The sequence below is a fragment of the Micromonospora sp. NPDC051924 genome, assembly GCF_055586005.1.
The window spans coordinates 167,047-185,521 of sequence record NZ_JBVJJA010000009.1 but is presented as its reverse complement, the minus strand read 5'-3'; the positions used below and the strand labels follow the sequence as shown (position 1 = coordinate 185,521).

General features: G+C 71.6%; 15 protein-coding genes. 8 read left to right on the top strand and 7 right to left on the bottom strand.

Features of this window, described 5'->3' with window-relative positions; all coding sequences use genetic code 11:
• Positions 1-212: 212 nt before the first annotated feature.
• From ACZ6S5_RS10305 to ACZ6S5_RS10295, 3 genes are all read left to right on the top strand, one after another.
• Positions 213-713: an SMI1/KNR4 family protein gene (locus tag ACZ6S5_RS10305; protein ID WP_465999675.1), complete on the top strand. Its 501-nt coding sequence runs from the start codon at positions 213-215 to the stop codon at positions 711-713.
• A 472-nt stretch (positions 714-1,185) separates the two neighbouring features.
• The gene (locus ACZ6S5_RS10300) at positions 1,186-3,027 is read left to right on the top strand and encodes an AfsR/SARP family transcriptional regulator (RefSeq protein ID WP_465999674.1); all 1,842 of its coding nucleotides are present in this window, start codon (positions 1,186-1,188) and stop codon (positions 3,025-3,027) included.
• 71 nt (positions 3,028-3,098) lie between these two features.
• Positions 3,099-3,809 carry an AMIN-like domain-containing (lipo)protein gene (locus tag ACZ6S5_RS10295; RefSeq protein WP_465999673.1) on the top strand — a complete coding sequence of 237 codons (711 nt, stop codon included), beginning with the start codon at positions 3,099-3,101 and terminating at the stop codon, positions 3,807-3,809.
• 112 nt (positions 3,810-3,921) lie between these two features.
• On the opposite strand, the gene ACZ6S5_RS10290 is transcribed toward ACZ6S5_RS10295, so the two are convergent.
• The 4 genes from ACZ6S5_RS10290 to ACZ6S5_RS10275 form a co-directional block, all read right to left on the bottom strand.
• Positions 3,922-4,197 (bottom strand): hypothetical protein, encoded by a 276-nt coding sequence (locus ACZ6S5_RS10290; RefSeq protein ID WP_465999672.1) that lies wholly within the window; start codon positions 4,195-4,197, stop codon positions 3,922-3,924.
• Positions 4,198-4,244: 47 nt separating this feature from the next.
• On the bottom strand, positions 4,245-4,676 hold the full coding sequence (locus ACZ6S5_RS10285) for a RusA family crossover junction endodeoxyribonuclease (RefSeq protein WP_465999671.1): 432 nt from the start codon (positions 4,674-4,676) through the stop codon (positions 4,245-4,247).
• Positions 4,677-4,902: 226 nt separating this feature from the next.
• Positions 4,903-5,607, bottom strand: coding sequence for a VOC family protein (locus ACZ6S5_RS10280; RefSeq protein WP_465999670.1), 705 nt, complete (start codon positions 5,605-5,607; stop codon positions 4,903-4,905).
• A 138-nt stretch (positions 5,608-5,745) separates the two neighbouring features.
• The gene (locus ACZ6S5_RS10275; protein WP_465999669.1) at positions 5,746-6,324 is read right to left on the bottom strand and encodes a DsbA family protein; all 579 of its coding nucleotides are present in this window, start codon (positions 6,322-6,324) and stop codon (positions 5,746-5,748) included.
• Positions 6,325-6,549: 225 nt separating this feature from the next.
• Between ACZ6S5_RS10275 and ACZ6S5_RS10270 the strand changes: the two genes are divergently transcribed.
• From ACZ6S5_RS10270 to ACZ6S5_RS10250, 5 genes are all read left to right on the top strand, one after another.
• Complete coding sequence (locus ACZ6S5_RS10270; protein WP_465999668.1) at positions 6,550-7,839, top strand: ABC transporter substrate-binding protein; 1,290 nt, start codon at positions 6,550-6,552, stop codon at positions 7,837-7,839.
• Positions 7,836-8,831 carry a carbohydrate ABC transporter permease gene (locus tag ACZ6S5_RS10265; RefSeq protein WP_465999667.1) on the top strand — a complete coding sequence of 332 codons (996 nt, stop codon included), beginning with the start codon at positions 7,836-7,838 and terminating at the stop codon, positions 8,829-8,831. The genes ACZ6S5_RS10270 and ACZ6S5_RS10265 overlap by 4 nt, the downstream gene beginning before the upstream one ends.
• A gap of 1 nt (position 8,832) precedes the next feature.
• Positions 8,833-9,669 carry a carbohydrate ABC transporter permease gene (locus tag ACZ6S5_RS10260; RefSeq protein WP_465999666.1) on the top strand — a complete coding sequence of 279 codons (837 nt, stop codon included), beginning with the start codon at positions 8,833-8,835 and terminating at the stop codon, positions 9,667-9,669.
• Between the two features lie 9 nt (positions 9,670-9,678).
• Positions 9,679-10,887: an ABC transporter ATP-binding protein gene (locus ACZ6S5_RS10255; RefSeq protein WP_465999665.1), complete on the top strand. Its 1,209-nt coding sequence runs from the start codon at positions 9,679-9,681 to the stop codon at positions 10,885-10,887.
• 123 nt (positions 10,888-11,010) lie between these two features.
• Positions 11,011-14,688 carry an NACHT N-terminal Helical domain 1-containing protein gene (locus ACZ6S5_RS10250; RefSeq protein ID WP_465999664.1) on the top strand — a complete coding sequence of 1,226 codons (3,678 nt, stop codon included), beginning with the start codon at positions 11,011-11,013 and terminating at the stop codon, positions 14,686-14,688.
• An 88-nt stretch (positions 14,689-14,776) separates the two neighbouring features.
• Here the strand turns inward: ACZ6S5_RS10250 and ACZ6S5_RS10245 are convergent, their stop codons facing one another.
• The 3 genes from ACZ6S5_RS10245 to ACZ6S5_RS10235 are packed head-to-tail and all read right to left on the bottom strand — an operon-like array spanning position 14,777 to position 18,416.
• On the bottom strand, positions 14,777-16,885 hold the full coding sequence (locus tag ACZ6S5_RS10245; protein ID WP_465999663.1) for a xanthine dehydrogenase family protein molybdopterin-binding subunit: 2,109 nt from the start codon (positions 16,883-16,885) through the stop codon (positions 14,777-14,779).
• Complete coding sequence (locus tag ACZ6S5_RS10240) at positions 16,882-17,877, bottom strand: FAD binding domain-containing protein (protein WP_465999662.1); 996 nt, start codon at positions 17,875-17,877, stop codon at positions 16,882-16,884. The genes ACZ6S5_RS10245 and ACZ6S5_RS10240 overlap by 4 nt, the downstream gene beginning before the upstream one ends.
• Positions 17,874-18,416, bottom strand: coding sequence for a 2Fe-2S iron-sulfur cluster-binding protein (locus ACZ6S5_RS10235; protein WP_465999661.1), 543 nt, complete (start codon positions 18,414-18,416; stop codon positions 17,874-17,876). The genes ACZ6S5_RS10240 and ACZ6S5_RS10235 overlap by 4 nt, the downstream gene beginning before the upstream one ends.
• Positions 18,417-18,475 lie beyond the last annotated feature (59 nt).

Genomic DNA, 18,475 nt, shown 5'->3' with positions numbered 1-18,475 from the left:
TCGACGGCCGCAACGCCCGATCCGCCTGCTGCTGACGTCGTGCCATCAAACACCTCCACGATCACGAGGTGTTGCGACGATCAGTTGAATTCGCCCAGTGCCGAGATGTCGCTGTGGAGGTGAGGCGTTGCCCGCGTTCGCCTACGCTGTCTGGGCCGAGCCGGTCGCGCTGGGGACCTTCCTGGTCGACGAGTAGCCCGAAGGGGAGCCCGATGACGTCTCCGTTCGAGGACGCGCCGTCGCCGTGGACCGGGCCCCCGCTCACGAACGAGGCGGTCCGCCGGGCGCAGGAGAATCTCGGGGTCCGATTGCCGCGGAGCTACCTGCAGTTGCTGTCCCGGCGGAACGGCGGCGTGCTGAGGAACACCTGCCACCCCACGAGCTTCCGGACGTCGTGGGCGGAGGACCACTTCGCGGTGGACGTCATCCTGGGCATCGGATACGAGGAGGGGGTCGACGCCTGCTCCGCGGATCTGGTGGCCGAGTGGGGCTATCCGGAGATCGGGGTGGTGTTCGGGGTGACGCCGGCGGCGGGCCACGACACCGTCATGCTGGACTACTCCGACTGCGGCCGGCAGGGTGAGCCCGCGGTCGCGTACGTCGGCGAGGACCGGGTGCCCCGACGGATCGCCGCTTCGTTCGGCGCGTTCGTCGACGCTCTCGTCCCATGCGAGACCTATGAGGATGAAGGCGACGGCCCCGCGGCGGGCTGAGCCTCCGCGCGGCCGGGCAGTCGGCCGCGTCCCCCGATGCGGGACGACCGCTTGATCATCTGTTCGGCTGAGTGCCGGCGATACCTGACGCCAGCCGCGGGACGCCGACCGGATCGCCGAGATCACCTTCCGGGAGGCGTGACGGATCGTAAAGGTTCGCTGCTCGTGGCCCTTCGGCTGCTTGGCGTGGATCTTCTTTCCATGTGAACTGAAACCGATCGCTGTCGGGCGGGTTTCGGGCGGGCGACGGTGGGGTAGCACGCGCGGGAAGACGGCGGGTGCGGGCCTCGCGCGCGATCACTGTCTGTCATGGGCCGCCGGGAGCGTTTCCGGCGGCCTTTTTGTTACCGCGACACGCCGCAAAGTGACATTGATGTTCGTCACGCTTAACTGTCTGGTTTGTTCCTTGTTGGCCTACGAAGCGGGCACTTAGCCTGGGCGGCGCGTCAAGGGTCAACGGGGGAGCGGCGCGATGGAACTGCAGATTCGGCTTCTGGGCACGGTGGAGTTGTGCATCGACGGCCAGGTGGTCACGCCCGGCGCGGCGAAACGACGCGCCGTCCTGGCCGGGCTGGCGATCGAGGCGAACCACACGGTCCCCCTGCCCCGGCTGGCTCAGATGGTCTGGTCGGACCACCCGCCGGCCTCCGCCGTGGCGAATCTGCGTACCCACGCCGCCGGCCTGCGGCGCACGCTGGGCGACCGCTTGGTCGCCCGGCCACAGGCCTATGAGCTGCGGCTGGCGCCGCACGAGCTGGACGTGACCGAGTTCCAGCGGCTGGCGGGGGAGGGGCGGGCGCTGCTCGCGTCGGCCGATCCCGCCAGCGCGATCGAGACGCTGAGCACGGCGCTGGCCTGGTGGCGGGGCCCGTCCGGCGACGGCCTGCCCCGGGGCACCGCCCTGGACAACCGGTGGGCCTCCCTCGACGAGCAGCGGTTGCAGGTCTTCGAGGAACTGGCCGAAGCGCGGCTCGCCGCCGGTGAGCACGCTCACGTCCTCTCCGAGCTGCGCGGGCACCTCGCCGCCCACCCGCTGCGGGAGCGGGCCTGGGGGCAGCTGATGCTCGCCCTCTACCGGTGCGGGGACGTGCCGGCCGCGCTCACCGTCTACCGGGACGCCCGGGCCGTCCTCGGCGAGCAGCTCGGCCTCGAGCCCGGCGAGGAGTTGGCCAGACTGCACCGGGCGATGCTGGACCGTGCGCCGGAGATGTCGTACACGCCGCCGGGCACGCCGATCGTGACCGCGCCCGCACCGGCTGCGGAGGCACGGCCGGCCGTCGGCTGGGCGGTGCCCCGCGAGCTGCCGGCGGACCCGGTCACCTACATCGGACGTACCCGGGAGACCGTTGACGTGGTGGCGACGGTGACCGCCGGGACCCCGGGCGTCGTGGTCGTCACCGGCGCCCCCGGCAGCGGCAAGACCACCCTCGCGGTACGCGCCGCGCACGCCGTCTCGGCCGAGTTCCCCGACGGGCAGGTCTTCGTCGACCTCGGCTACCGGACCTCGGTGAAGGCGGGAGGGGTGCTGGCCCGGGTGCTGCGCGCGCTCGGCGTGCCGGCGGCCGACGTCCCCGACAACACCGACGAGCGGGCCGGCTGGTTCCGCTCCCTGGTGGCCGGGCGCCGGCTGCTGCTGGTCGTCGACGGGGTGACCCGGGCGGCGCAGGTGCGCCCGCTGCTGCCCGCCGGCCCCGGCCCGGCGCTGATCGCGGTCGCTCAGCGCCACCTCGGCAGCCTGGACGGCGTACGCCGGGTGGCGCTGCGCCCGGTGGGGGTCGCCCAGGCCCGCGACCTGCTGGCCGCGTTCGCCGGGCCGACGCGGCTGGCCGCCGAGCCGGCGGCCACCGCCGACCTGATGCGGATCTGCGGCGGCTCGGTGCTCGCCCTGCGCATCGCCGGCGCCCGGCTGAGCCGGCGGCCCGGGGCTCCGGTGTCCACCCTGGTCGCCGAGCTGGGCGACGGGCGGGGCCGGCTGGACCTGCTGGCGTATGAGGACCTGTCGGTGCGGGCCAGTCTGGCCACCGGGGTGGCCGCGGTCCGCTCCGACGACGAGGTGGCCGGCCGGATGCTCGAACTGCTCGCCGCGCAGCCGGGCACGCCCGTGGAGACCGCCGCGAACCAGCTCGGCGTCTCCCCGCAACGGGTGCACCGCGCCCTGGACGACCTGGTCGACGCGCACCTGGCGCAGCAGGACGGCCACGGCGACTACCGCCTGCCGGCGCTGGTCCGGGACTACGCGGCGGAGCTGGCCGCGGTGGCGCAGGTTCCCACCCGCACGGTGACCAACCGGCGGTTCGACCCGCTGGCGGCGTGACCGCCGAGGCGGCGGTCGACCCGGGATGATCGGCCCTGGTGGGGGTGCCTCCACCGGGGTGACACTGAGTCATGACACCTCAGCGCGTACCACTGCTCGCCGGCGTGGTCGTGCTGCTCGCGGCGGCCTGCACGACGACCGACCACGACGGCGCGACCACAGCGCCCTCGACGGCGCCCGCGCCCAGCGCGACCGCCGTCGCCACCACGCCCGCCGCCACCACGGCGGCCAGCCCCACCGCCCCGGCCGCCACCACCGCCGCGCCACCCGCGGCGGGCGACTGGCGGGTGACCTACGGGTGGGCGGTGCCCACCTCGCCGGCCCGGGTCACGCACCGCGTCCGGGTGCCGGTCACCCCGGCGCCGGGGGAGCCGTTGCCCGTCCTGGTGCGGATCGAGGTCGGTGACCACCCCGCAGAGGGCTACAGCCGGATCACCTTCGCGTTCCGCGGTGCCACCCCGTCCTACCAGGTCGGGTACGTGTCGCGAGTGGAGTCCGACGGCAGCGGCGACCCGGTGAGCCTGCCCGGGAACGCCTTCCTCGCCGTCCGCTTCGACCCGGCCCAGGCGCACGACAGCGCCGGCCGCAGCACGGTGAGCGCGCCGCCGCGGACCATCGGCTACCCGACGCTGCGCGGCTGGGCGCCCGCCGGGGACTTCGAGGGGTACGTCAGCTTCGGGCTCGGGCTGCGCACCTCGGGCGCGCGGCTGCCGGTGCGGCTGGGCGAGTCGACCCGGCCGGACGGCACCCACGTCGTCTCTCTGGACGTACCGCGGAGCTGACCGGCGCGGACGGCACCGACCGCGCCGACCGAACGGCCGACGCGCGACAGCTCCAGGTCGCGGCGTGGCGTCAGACGCGCCGAGCTGGAGCTGTCGGCGGACCCGGCGTGCCTCAGGAGACCTCGCCGCGGACGATCGCCACCGCCACCCGGCAGAACTCGTCCATGTCCGGATTGAAGCCGGCGGCGATGTCCGGGTGCAGGCCGGCGCGGGTCTCGTCGAGCAGCCGACGGCAGACATCCTCGACCGGCTCACCCGCGTAGCTGGCGCGGATCCGGTCGGTGGCCGCCTGCAGGGCCGAGGTCAGCTGTTCCTCCAGCGGGCCGCGCAGCTTCTGCTGCACGGGGTCCAGCCCGCTCGGGTCGAGCGTGACATGTGGCTCCGACATCGGTGCTCCCTTCGTCGGCGGCTGCGGTACCCCACCGCGGCCGTCGGTCAAACCACCGCCGGTACGGCGGCCACCCGGACCTGGTACGAGAAGTCCTCCGCCGGCTCCTCGGCGTACGAGAGCCGGCGGATCTGCCGGTCGTCGCCGTAGAGGGCGACGTCGACCAGCACCCCGAGGTGGGCCAGGCCGATGTTGGCCACCCGCTTCTTGTCCTGCAGCACGGCGCAGACCCCGCCCAGCAGAGTGCTGGCGTCGGAGGTGCGGTGCCCGGGCGGGCAGCGCAGGATCACGTCCACCTCGACCGGCCCGTCCAGCGGGGTCCAGCCGGTGTGCTGGGCCGCCGTGCAGGCCGCCTGAAGCAGGGCACGGACCCGGGCCGCCTGGCGGTGCCCGGCGGCGAAGATCGACAGGGCCTCGGTCTTGACCGGGGGCAGGCCGCTCACCTCGAACGTCAGGGCGAGAGCGCGGGTGTCCTGCACGACGGCACCTCCTCGTTGGGCTCTGATCCTGCCCAACCGGTGGGACCGCAGAGGGACGTTCGCGCGAGAACCAACCGATCGGACGGGCTGGGGTCGGCCGGAGGCGTATCGACATCGACGGCGAACGCGCTGGCTGCGGAGCTGACCTGACGCTAGTCCACCCGCCGGGCGGTGGGTAGCCTCGCCGCCCACCCACTGGGACGGCCGGCCAGTCGGCCCAGGCCGCTCACTGCGCGGTGCGCGGGGCGAAGGCGCAGAACTCGTTGCCCTCCGGGTCGGCCAGCACCCACCAGCGGGCCGCCTCGGTCGGCTCGGCGAGCAGGGTGGCCCCGGCGGCGATCAGCGCGGTGGCGTCCCGGCCGGTCAGCTCGACGTCCCAGTGCACCCGGTTCTTCACCCGCTTGCGCTCGGGCACCGGATCGAAGACCCAGTAGTCCCACGGGAAGCCCGCCGCGCCGACCACTGAGGCGGCCCCCGCGGCGGTGGTCTTCACCCGGCCGCCCACCACCCCGGCCCACCAGGTGGCCTGCGCCGTCGGGTCGGCGCTGTCGACGACCAGTTCGAAGACGGCGGGCCGCCGGCCCTCCCGGGGCGGGAACGCGCAGAACTGGTTGCCCTCCGGATCGGCCAGCACCCACCAGCTGATCTCCGCGTCCGGCTCGCGGACCAGCCGCGCACCGGCGGCCAGCAGCGCGGCCGGCTCCGGCTCGGCCAGCCGCAGGTCCAGGTGGACCCGGGTCTTGCCGGCACGCGGCTCGGGCACCGTGTTCACCCAGATCGACTCGGCCGTGGAGGTGGCCGCGCGGGGATCGACCCGGGCGTCGCCGTCGCCGGTGTCCACCAGCTCCCCGTCGAGGATGCCGGCCCAGAAGGCGCCGAGGCGGCGGGCGTCGGCGGCGTCCATGCACAGGTCCTTGAGGCGCGCGATCATCCGGCCATCATGCCGCCCGGCTGTGACGTCCGGCCGCCCCGAGGTTCCGCCCTGTTTCACGACGGAAAGAGTGGCCATCCTGCGCGGAACAGCCACTCTTTCCCGTGAAGCAGGGCCCACGGGCGGGGCGTGGGGGAGTCAGTGGCGGGCGCGCTTGACCTCGTGGAAGGTCTCCAGGCGGATGAGGGGGAGCAGCGAATCCCAGATGGTCAGGGCGTCGTCGGTGCCCGGGACCTCGGTGAGGATGGGGCCGTGGACGCCCCGGCGGGCGCCCGGCACCATCAGCACCGGCGAGCCGACGTCCGGGCCGGCCGAGGCGTACGCCAGCGCGTGCGACTCGCGGACCGCCCGGTCCCAGCGCTCGTCATCGAGCGCCGGTGCCGCCTGGGCGAGGCCGGCCGCCTCGACGGCGCTGTCCACGATCTTGTCGGAGAGCGGGTTGCCGGCGTCGTGGCTGCGCGCGCCCAGCTCCGCGTAGAAGGTGGCGACGTCGTCGTGCCGGCCCTCGGCGCGCAGCGCCTCGACCAGGCGCAGCGCCCGGCTTGCGGCGGCCAGCGGCTCGGCGTACTCCGGGGCGACCCTGCCCTCGTTGAGGATGGCCAGGCTGAACGCCCGCCATTCCACGCGCAGCCCGCGGGCCTGCGCCACGGCGACCAGCCAGCGGGAGGTACGCCAGGTCCACGGGCAGGCGGGATCGAAGAAGAAGGTCGCGTCCATGGCCCGAGCGTAGGACCGGGCCCGCCGACCCGCAGCACGGCGATTTCCGCCGTGGTGACCGTTCCGTGACCGTCAGGTTTCGCAACGTCGCAGGTCGGGCACTGTCAGGCCCACGAAACGCCCGGGGCGCGGGCGGCCCCGTCGTGGTCGGCGTCCCGAGCGTCTCGCCGTGCGCCGGGGCACGGGTGACTTCCCCCGGCTCTCGCCGAAGAAAGGGGGAGGGCGATGACGACAGACCCCGACAGGGCCGACCGGCGGCGGCCAGCCAGACGTGCGGCGGCGGCAGCCGCCGCACTGGCGTTGGTGGCGCCGTTGGCCGCGTGCGGTTCCGGTGGTGGTGACGGCGGTACGCCGACGATCAACCTCTACTACCCGCCGGAGCAGAACCTGCAGAAGGTGGTCGACGACTGCAACGCCCAGGCGCAGGGGCGCTACCAGATCGCCTACCGGGTGCTGCCCCGGCAGGCCGACGATCAGCGGGTGCAGCTGGTGCGCCGGCTCGCCGCGCAGGACAGCGGGATGGACGTGCTCGGCCTCGACGTCACCTGGACCCAGGAGTTCGCCAGCGCGCACTGGATCCGGGAGTGGACCGGGGCCGACAAGGCCGAGGCGGAGCAGGGCACCCTGGCCGGCCCGCTGGACACCGCCCGCTACGGCGGCAGGCTGTACGCGGCGCCGAAGAACACCAACGTCCAGCTGCTGTGGTACCGCACCGACCTGGTGCAGGAGCCGCCGAAGACGTGGGACGACATGATCAAGGCGGCCCAGGAGCTGAAGCAGCAGGGCAAGCCGTACCAGGTGCTCACCATGGGCGCCCAGTACGAGGGGCTGGTCGTTCTCTACAACACGCTCGCCGAGAGCGCCGGTGGGCACATCCTCAGCGACGACGGCAAGAAGGCCGTGATGGACGCCGGCACCGTCCGCGCGCTGGAACAGTTGAAGAACTTCGCCACGTCGGGCGTCACCTCGCCGTCGTTCAGCAACGCCACCGAGGACCCGGTCCGGCTGGAGTTCCAGTCCGGCACCGGCGCCTTCCAGGTCAACTGGCCGTTCGTGTATCCGGCGATGCAGGAGGCGAACCCGGACCTGGCGAAGAAGGTCAAGTGGGCCCGGGTGCCGGGCATCGACGCGAACACCCCGAGCAAGGTCACCATCGGCGGGGTGAACATGGCGGTCAGCGCTTACTCGAAGCACCCGAAGGAGTCCTTCGAGGCCGCGAAGTGCATCCGCAACGCCAAGAACCAGAAGTTCTCCGCGATCAACGACGGGGTGCCACCCACCATCGAGGCCGTCTACGACGACCCCGAGATGGACAAGGCGTACCCGATGAAGGAGACCATCCTGGAGGAGCTCAAGGAGCCGGCGGTCCGGCCGCTGACCCCGGCGTACCAGAGCATCTCCACGGTGATGTCGGCGCTCCTGTCGCCGCCGTCGGGCATCCGGCCCGAGCAGGCCGCGAACGAGCTGCGCACTGCCATCGCCGACGCCCTCGAGTCGAAGGGGGTCCTGCCGTGAGCGTCAACGCCACTCCGGCCGGCGCCGATGTCGCCGCCGACGAGACGGCCGTCCGGCCGGGTCGGCACGCCGCCGTGCCGCGGCAGCGGGCCCGCCGGACGAAGCCGCCGCTGAGCGAGAACAAGCGGGCCGAGCGCCGGCTCGGTTGGCTGCTCTGCGCGCCGGCCGCGCTGGTCATGGTGCTGGTCACCGCGTACCCGATCCTCTACTCGGTCTGGCTGTCGTTGCAGCGCTTCGATCTGCGCTTCCCCGACCAGCGGGAGTTCGTCGGGCTGGAGAACTACGCGACGGTGCTGACCAACCAGTTCTGGTGGACCGCGTTCGGGGTGACCGCGCTGATCACGGTGGTCACCGTGGCGGTCGAGCTGGTGCTCGGCATGGTCCTCGCGCTGATCATGCACCGCACGCTGGTCGGCCGGGGCATCGTCCGCACCGCGGCGCTGATCCCGTACGGCATCGTCACGGTGGTGGCCGCCTTCTCCTGGCGGTACGCCTGGACGCCGGGCACCGGCTACCTGGCGAACCTCTTCGACGGCAGTGCTCCGCTCACCGAGCGGGCCAGCTCGCTGGCGATCATCATGCTGGCCGAGATCTGGAAGACCACCCCGTTCATGGCGCTGCTGTTGATGGCCGGGTTGGCGCTGGTGCCGGAGGACCTGCTCAAGGCCGCCTCCACCGACGGCGCGACCGCCTGGCAGCGGTTCACCAAGGTGATGCTGCCGGTGATGAAGCCGGCGATCCTGGTCGCCCTGCTGTTCCGCACCCTGGACGCGTTCCGGGTGTTCGACAACATCTTCGTGCTCACCGCCGGTGGCAACGAGACCTCGTCGGTGTCGATGCTCGCCTACAACAACCTGATCCGGGGGCTGAACCTCGGCATCGGCTCCACGATGTCGGTGCTGATCTTCCTCGCCGTGGCGATCATCGCGTTCGTCTTCGTGAAGCTGTTCGGCACCGCTGCGCCCGGCAGCGACGATGGGGAGAGGCGCTGAGATGGCAGTCGAAACCACCACGCGGGCGAAGCTGCGCTGGGGCCTGCTGGACGTCATCGTCGTCGTGTTCGCGCTGGTCCCGGTGCTCTGGATCGCCTCGCTGTCGTTCAAGACCCCGGGCACCCTCACCGACGGGAAGTTCTGGCCGCGGGAGTGGACGCTGGACAACTACCGGACGATCTTCGCGACCGACCAGTTCGTCCGGGCCCTGGTCAACTCGATCGGCATCGCGCTGATCGCCACCCTGGTCGCGGTGGTGCTGGGCGCGATGGCCGCGTACGCGATCTCGCGGCTGGACTTCCCCGGCAAGAAGCTGCTGGTCGGGGTCTCCCTGCTGATCGCGATGTTTCCGCAGGTGTCGCTGGTGTCGCCGCTGTTCGAGATCGAGCGGCAGCTCGGCCTCTTCGACACCTGGCCGGGGCTGATCCTGCCGTACATCACCTTCGCGCTGCCGCTGGCGATCTACACGCTGTCGGCGTTCTTCAAGCAGATCCCGTGGGACCTGGAGAAGGCGGCGAAGATGGACGGCGCCACGCAGGGCCAGGCGTTCCGGCGGGTGATCGCCCCGCTGGCCGCGCCGGGGGTGTTCACCACGGCGATCCTGGTCTTCATCTTCTGCTGGAACGACTTCCTGTTCGCCATCTCGCTGACCTCCACCGAGCGGTCGCGTACGGTGCCGGCCGCGCTGTCGTTCTTCACCGGCGCGTCGCAGTTCGAGGACCCCACCGGGGCGATCTGCGCCGCCGCCGTGGTGATCACCATTCCGATCATCCTCTTCGTGCTCTTCTTCCAGCGCCGCATCGTGTCCGGCCTCACCTCCGGCGCGGTCAAGGGATAGGTGGTAACAGTGGCTGACATCGTGCTCGACAAGGTGAGCAAGCGGTTCCCGGACGGGACCATGGCGGTGCGGGACGTCGACCTGGAGATCGCCGACGGCGAGTTCGTGATCCTGGTCGGCCCGTCCGGCTGCGGAAAGTCCACCACGCTCAACATGATCGCCGGGCTGGAGGACATCAGTTCCGGGGAGCTGCGGATCGCGGGGGAGCGGGTCAACGACCGGGCGCCCCGGGACCGGGACATCGCCATGGTGTTCCAGTCGTACGCGCTCTACCCGAACATGACCGTGCGGGAGAACATGGCCTTCCCGCTCCGGCTGGCCAAGCTGGACCGGGAGACCATCGACACCAAGGTGGAGGAGGCGGCGAAGGTCCTGGAGCTGACCCCGCTGCTTGACCGCAAGCCGGCCAACCTCTCCGGCGGCCAGCGGCAGCGGGTGGCGATGGGCCGGGCGATCGTCCGCCAGCCCAAGGCGTTCCTGATGGACGAACCGCTGTCCAACCTCGACGCCAAGCTGCGGGTGCAGATGCGCACGGTGGTGTCCCGGCTGCAGAAGCAGCTCGGCACCACCACGGTCTACGTGACCCACGACCAGACCGAGGCGATGACCCTCGGCGACCGCGTGGTGATCATGCGGGGCGGCGCGGTGCAGCAGGTCGGCCCGCCGCAGGAGCTCTACGACCATCCGCGCAACCTGTTCGTCGCCGGGTTCATCGGCTCGCCGTCGATGAACTTCCTGCCCGCCGCGGTCGAGGACGGCCGGGTGCGGACCGCCCTCGGCGACGTGCCGATCGGCGACCGTATCCGCCGCCAGCTGGACGGCGGTGACGCGCCGCGCGAGCTGATCCTCGGCATCCGCCCCGAGCACTTCGAGGACGCCGAGCTGATCGACGAGGAGACCCGCCGCCGGGGTATGGAGTTCGAGGCGCCGGTGGAGATCGTCGAGTCGATGGGTTCCGACAAGTACGTCTACCTCACCGTCGAGGGGGAGCGGGCCAGCGCCGCAGAGCTGGAGGAACTGGCCGCCGATGCGGGCGCGGCCGACTTCACCGGCGCCGGATCCAGCCTGGTCACCCGGCTGTCGGCGGAGTCGCCGGTCCGCGAGGGCGAGAGCCGGCGGGTCTGGTTCAACCTGGAGAAGATCCACCTGTTCGACCCGTCGACGGGTCGCAACCTCACCCTGCACGAGGGGCGATCGGCCGGGGCGCTCGCCGACTGAGCCCCCTTCACCTGGCGGGGCTGGAGGCAACTGATTCCTCCGGCCCCGCGCCGTGTCGGTCGCACACCGGACGACCTTGTGCCGTCGCCGAACCGTCGCATTCCGATGCCGGCTTGCTGATGGGTGATCGGCGGATCGGCCCCGGTCGGGCGTACCTTCCGCCGGCGCACCGAACGTGGCGCCATCAATACACTGTGGAGTGCGGAAGCCGAAGCCTATCGATGGGGACGTGTGATGACATCGGCAGGGCAGCGGGACGGCGTCGCGAGACGCATCATCATTTCGGCCTTCAAGATCCTGTTTCCCTCGGCAGGCGAGCGCATTCAGGCCTTCGAAGACGTCGTTTCGGCAATCGAGGGTCTGGACGCCGCAAGTCTGGAGGCACGTGCCCTGCCGCGGCGTCTCGAGGACGCCTCGGACCGGATATCCGCCCGTCTGGGGCGCATCGAGGAGATCGAATTCGCCGACCTGGCCGATGCAGAAAGGTCGTTGGCGATCACGGGCGTCGAGCACGCCATGGCGACGTTGAATCCTTCGGCCGACGACATCGTTCAGGACGCCATCACCACCGAGCAGTTGAGGGCCGTCCTCGAGCCCGCCGCTGTGCTCCATTGGCAGTCGGAGCGATTGAGCGACGACGCCCAGGCCTACGGACGCCTCTATCTCACGGAGGCCGCCGCCTACATTTCCGCCCTCGTCCACGACTTACCCGGCTTCGACAGCAGGGTGGCCTGGGAGACGTACGTCAACACGAAGAAGTTGGAGGCGATCCTCGAACGCGGAATCACGAGTGTGGTGCTGCCCAAGTTCCGACCCGGGTTGCCCCAGGAGGTCAGCCGCTTCGAGGCCGGCTACCGATCGGACATCACCAACACCTACAAGTACACGGACCTGTTCGGGCTCAACCTGCCCGTCGAACTGAGGCGCCACCCGGTCGACGTCACGTACATCAGGCTCCGGACCCTGCCGGACGAGGGGACCCCGGACGCCGCCGGCGCCGGCACCCTCGGCCCGCTGGAGGTGGACCCGAAGGTCGACTCGGCCATCGGCGAGGTGGCGAGCGCCCGCAAGAGCCGAGGGAAGAGCACACGGATCCTGCTCACCGGTTCGGCCGGTTCCGGCAAGACGACCATCAGTCAGTGGCTCGCCATCGCGATGGCGCAGCGCAAGTTGCCCGAGGCCATGGCCGCCTGGACGGACTGCGTGCCGTTGGTCACGCAGCTGAGGTACGCGTTCAAGGCGAATGTCGAGCCCGAGTACCAGGACATGATCCGTGCGGCCATGTACCGCGGATCGACCGTGCCGGGTTCGTGGGTGGCGGACTGCCTGACCAAGGGCGACGCCGTGGCGATCTTCGACGGCTTCGACGAGTTGTCCGAACATGACCGGAACCGGGCGCTCACCTGGATCGACAAGCTGATGGACGAACACCCGAAGGCGCACGTGTTCGTCACCTCCCGGCCGGACGTGCTGGACAACCGCTGGTTCCGGCGTCGGGAGTTCGTCACCCTGCAGCTCCTGCCGATGAACGACGACGAGGCGGAGGAGTGCATCAACCGATGGTTCGACGCGCTGATAAGCGGGACCTCTGACGCGGAGAAGATCGTCGAGTACCGCCATCAGCACGCGAAACTCGTGTACGACTTCCAGAACCGGCCCACCGTTCGTGACCTCAGCGAGACGCCGCTGCTGTGCGCGATGCTGTGCGCCTTCTACGCGCACAAATTGTCGGACGGCGCTCCGGAAAGCAGGGCCGAACTGTATGAACGTGTGGTCGCCGCGCTCATCCACTTCCGCGAGTCCGGGAAAGAGGGTGGGGACACCTCGCCGATCGGCCTGAGCTACAAGCAGAAGCTCCTGCTGCTGCAGGCCATCGCGAAGCAGATGACCGCTAGCTCGACGACGACGATCCGGATCGAGCCACTGCGGGAGTTGCGGAAGCATCACCTGTCCCGGCCCGGCAGCAACGCCCGGCGGGACGTGCTGGCGAGGACGGCCCAGGAAATCGTGGCAGCCCAACTCCGCGGCATGGTGAACACGCACATCACGCCGCGAGAGGCCCTCGCTCATCTGCTGGAGAGAAGCGTCGTCTTCTACAAGGTCGCCCACAACCAGGCGCAGTTCACCCACCGTTCGATCCAGGAGTTCCTGGCCGGGTGGGCGTACGCGTACAACGAGATCGAGTCACTCGTCGCCCGGGTGACGCAGCCGGACTGGCGCCGGGTGATCGTCTTCGCCGCGGGAGCGCCGGTACAGGAGAGCGCTGCCTCGCTGCTGGTCTCCGGCATCCTGGACAGGGCGGATGCGGCCGGGCCTGAGCGACGCGAGATCCTTCTCCTGGCGGCCGAGTGCATCACTGCCGCGGGGAGCGTGGAACCGGCGGTCGCCGTTCGTGCCGAAGCGCTGGTCGGCGAGGTCCTGCCACCTCGGTCACCCGACGAGGCGCGCTCGCTGTCCGGCATCGGTGAGGAGCTGCTGACCTGGCTGGACGGCCACTCCCAGCGGTCGCCGGAGATAATCTGTGCGTGCATCGCCGCAGCCGCCCGGATCGGCGGTCCGGCGGCTATCAACACCATCTCCCAGTACAGCCATCCGGACGCCGACCCGACCGTTGTCGACGCGCTGCTGCGGGCGTGGAACGAGTTCGAGGATGCGGAGTCGTACGCGCGGCAGGTTCTCGCCGGGCTGCAGCTGCGGGACCACTTGCTGACTGTGCGGACCGCCGCCCAGCTGGCGGCCGTGCCGCACGTCTCCGGCGTGCGCGCCCTGTGCGTCAAGGTGAACGAGGATCTGGTCGATCTGTCGAGCATCCGTGGACTGCCGGACCTGATCGAGCTGGACTGCAGCGGGCTGCCGCACCTGCAGAGCACCCGAGGGCTGGGTGAGCTGCGACAACTGCGCCGGTTGAACCTCAGCGACAAGGCGGAGCTGGTGGAACTGGACGAACTCACCCGGCTGTCGCACCTTGAGGAACTCCACCTGGGCGGCGCGGTGGCCCTGCCGCCGGAGGAGATCGCTCGCCTCCGTGAGGTGATCTCACTCCGCATCCTGAACCTCGACGGCTGCCGTCAGCTCTATGACTTTGGTTGGCTGTCGTCGTTGACCAGCCTCCGCACGCTCTCCCTCGATGGGTGTTACGTGTCCGACCTCGACTTCTGTTCGACCTTGACTGAGCTGCGGACAATCCGGATCCGCTCCCGATCCGGCGTGGACGACGCGCGTCAGCTCGGCGCCTGCCGGAATCTCCGCCGGATGAGGCTCGGGCTCTCCGGGGCCCGGCGGCCCTCCCTTCCGGCAATGAGCTCCGGCCTCCGAGAGGTGGAACTCACCGGCTCGGTGTCGGTCGCAGATCTGGCGGCGCTGGCGTCCGCCGCCGACATGCGCCGGCTCAGAGCCGACGCGGTGCGGGACCTCTTCGACCTGAGAGCTGTTCCCGTGTTCGGTCAACTGACCCATCTGGTGTTGCCGAACTGCAGGAACCTGGTGAAGTCCGGGGCGGCACTCGACGGCTTCGGCGCCCTCGAGGTCCTGGACCTCAGCGGGTCAATGATCACGGATGTGGACTTCCTGGCCGGCTGCATCAGCCTCCGTCGTCTCTATCTCAACGGCTGTCAGCGGCTGATCGACGTGAGCGTCCTGGGGGACCTGCCCAGGCTGGCATACCTCAGCATGGAAGGCGGCGTTCCCGGCGTGACGGAGGACATGGTTGAAGCGCTCAAGGCGCGGTCGGCGGGGCGGCTGACGGTCAACCATGATCCGTTCCCGGATCCCTTCGAGATTTCCGAGTACATCGGTGCGTGAGGGACCGGTGCCGCACGAGGGGCGTGGCGGGGCGCTGGCCGACTGATCGAGAGGACGACAGGGGCCGGTGGCGGGCGGCGTCGACCCCTCAGCGTGCCGGCAGGTGCGCCAGCAGCTTGTCCAGCCGGACGGGCAGGTCCCGGACCCGTACGCCGGTCGCGTGGTGCACCGCGTTGGTCACCGCGGCGGAGCTGCCCACGATGCCGATCTCACCGATCCCCTTCACCCCGGCCGGGTTCAGCTCGGGGTCCTCCTCCGGCAGCCAGTACGCCTCGATGCGCTCGACGTCGGCGCAGACGCTGACGTGGTAGGTGGCGAGGTCGTGGTTGACCCAGTCGCCGTACCGCTCGTCGAGCAGGCCCTCCTCGTGCAGCGCCATCGACAGCCCCATGGTCATGCCGCCGATGAGCTGGCTGTGGGCGGTGGTCGGGTTCACCACCCGGCCGACGGCGAACACGCCGAGCATCCGGTCCAGCCGGACCTCGCCGGTGTCCGCGTCCACCCGCACCTGCACGAAGTGGGCGCCGTACGCGTACCGGGCCAGCGGGCGTTGCCCGCCCATCTCGTCGGCGGTGCTCACCTCGACGGTCAGGCCGTCGGCCGGCACCCCGGCGCCGGGCGCGTCCCGGACCCGCTCGCGCAGCCGCTCACAGGCCCGGATGACCGCCCAGCTCCACGAGGCGGTGCCCATCGAACCGCCGGCCACCCCCGCCGCCGGGAGGGCGCTGTCGCCCACCCGGATGGCGACCCGCTCGGCGGGCACGGCCAGGGCGTCGGCGGCCACCTGCCACAGCGCCGTCCGGGCGCCGGTGCCGATGTCGGTCGCGTTGATCCGTACCTCGAAGGTGCCGTCCGGGGCGGCGGTGGCCGCCGCGGCGGCGGCCCGGGACCGGGCCGGGTAGCTGGATCCGGCGACCCCGGTGCCGACCAGCCACCGCCCGTCGCGGCGTGCCCCGGGCGTCGGGTCGCGGTCGGCCCAGCCGAACCGCCGGGCCCCCTCGCGCAGGCAGGCGACCAGGTTGCGGCTGCTGAACGGGTGCCCGCTGTCCGGGTCGACGGTGATGTCGTTGCGCACCCGCAGCTCGACCGGGTCGACGCCGCACGCGGTGGCCAGCTCGTCCAGCGCGGACTCCAGCGCGTACGCGCCGGGGCACTCGCCGGGCGCGCGCATCCAGAACGGGGTCGGCACGTCGAGCCGGGCCAGCCGGTGGGTGGTGCGCCGGTGCCGCCCGGCGTACATGCTGCGGGTGTAGACGGCGGTCTGCTCGGCGAACTCGTGCACGGTCGAGGTCTGGCTGATCGCGTCGTGGCACACCGCCTCGATCCGCCCGTCGGCGTCCGCGCCGAGCCGGACCCGTTGGATGGTCGGCGTGCGGTAGCCGATCGGGCCGAAGAGCTGCTGCCGGGTCAGGGCCAGCCGGACGGGCCGGTCCACGTGTCGGGCGGCGAGCGCGGCGAGCACCACCGCCGCCTTGGGGGCGCCCTTGCTGCCGAAGCCGCCGCCCACGTGCTCGGCGATCACCCGGACTGCCTCCGGTGGCAGCTCGAACAGCTGCGCCAGGGTGGCCTGCACCGGGGACGAGCCCTGGTTGGAGTCGTGCACCAGCAGCCGGCCGTCCTGCCAGCGGGCGGTGGTGGCGTGCGGCTCCATCGGGTTGTTGTGGTAGGCCGGGGTCCGGTAGGTGGCGTCCACCCGGACCTCGGCGGCCGCGTACCCGGCGTCGAAGTCGCCGTCGGCGGTGTCCGTCGGGTAGCTCGGGTTCACCTTCTCCGGCCGGTACAGGCCCGGGTGGTGCTCGGTGAGGACGACGCTGTGCGGCTCGGCGTCGTAGTCGATGCGGACCAGCCGGGCGCCCTCGCGGGCCGCCTCGATGGTCTCCGCCACCACCACCGCGACGAACTCCCCCCGGTAGTGCACTTGCGGTTCCTGCAACAGGAACAGGGTCGGGTCCACCCCGGAGGCGAGCCGGGGCGCGTTGGCGTGGTGCAGCACGTCCAGCACTCCGGGCACGGCCAGCGCCTCGGCCACGTCGACCCGGCTGATCCGCCCGCGGGTAGCGGTCGCCGCCACCACCCAGCCGTACGTGACGTCGTCCGTCGGGTACTCGACCGCGTACCGGGCGGTGCCGGTGACCTTGTCCCGGCCCTCCAGCCGCGGGTGCTCCCGGCCCACCGCGCCGACGGGTGGTGCGCTCACCGGAGCGCCGTCCCGGCCAGCCCGGTCAACGCGCGGACCGTGAGGTTGCGGATGAGCGGCACCTTGAACCCGTTGTCCGGCAGGGGACGGGCCGCGGCGAGTTCGGCGTCCGCGGCCCGGGCGGCCAGTTCGGCGGTGAACGGGCGGCCGCGCAGCGCCTCCTCCGCCCGGTACGCCCGCCATGGCCGGTGCGCGACCGCCCCGTACGCCAGCCGGACGTCGCGGACGGTGTCCCCGTCCAGGTCGAGCGCCGCGGCCACCGAGCCGACCGCGAACGCGAACGTGGCCCGATCGCGGACCTTGAGGTAGGCGCAGCGCCGCGCGAACGGCAGCGGCGGCACCCGGACCGTGGTGATCAGCGCGCCCCGGGGGAGGGTGGTCTCGCGCTCCGGGTGTTCCCCGGGCGTCCGGTGCAGCTCGACCAGCGGGACGTCCCGGGCGCCCCGGCCCGGTTCGTGCACCGTCAGCACGGCGTCGAGGGCGACCAGGGCGACCGCCAGGTCGGACGGGTGGGTGGCCACGCAGAACTCGGACCAGTCGAGGATGGCCAGGTCGCGGTTCTGCCCGTGCCGGGCCGCGCAGCCGGTGCCGGGCTCGCGCTTGTTGCACGCCTTGCCGGTGTCTTGGAAATATACGCAGCGGGTGCGTTGCATCAGGTTCCCGGCGGTGGTGGCCATGTTGCGCAGCTGGCCCGAGGCGCCGGCGAGCAGCGCCCGGGAGATCAGCGGATGGTCGCGGCGGACCACCGGGTGTGCGGCGAGGTCGCTGTTGCGCACGGTGGCGCCGATCCGCAGCCCGCCGTCCGGGAGGGTCTCCACCGTGTCCAGCGGCAGGCCGGTGACGTCCACCAGCAGGTCCGGCCGTTGCACCCCGAGCTTCATCAGGTCCACCAGGTTGGTGCCGCCGCCCAGGTACGCGGCCGTCGGCTCGCCGTCGAGCAGCGCGACCGCCTCCGCGACGTCGGCCGGCCGGTGGTAGCGGAACGCCCTCACCGCACGGCCGCCGTGTCCCGGATCGCGGCCACGATGTTCGGGTACGCGGCGCAGCGGCACAGGTTGCCGCTCATTCGTTCCCTGATCTCCGCGTCGGTCAGGTCGACCGGCGCGGTCAGGTCCTCGGTCACCGCGCTGGGCCAGTCCCGGGCCGCCTCGTCGAGCATGCCCCGGGCGGAACAGAGCTGGCCGGGGGTGCAGTAGCCGCACTGGAAGGCGTCCCGCGCGATGAAGGCCGCCTGGAGCGGGGAGAGGTCCGCCGGGCCGGCGAGTCCCTCCACGGTGACCACCGTCCGGCGGTCCAGGGTGACGGCCAGGATCAGGCAGCTTTTCACCCGCCGGCCGTCGAGCAGGACCGTGCACGAACCGCACTGCCCGTGGTCACAGCCCTTCTTGCTGCCGGTCAGGGCGAGCCGCTCGCGCAGCGCGTCGAGCAGGGTGGTCCGGTTGTCCAGCGTGAGGTGGTGACCGGTGCCGTTGACGGTGAGGGTGACGGTGGACGAGCGTCCGTCTTCTGCCGGTTCCCTGCTCTCCCGCACCGGGCCAGACTACCGTTGGACGGACCATATGCGGACAAATCCGGGCGAACGGTGAGGGT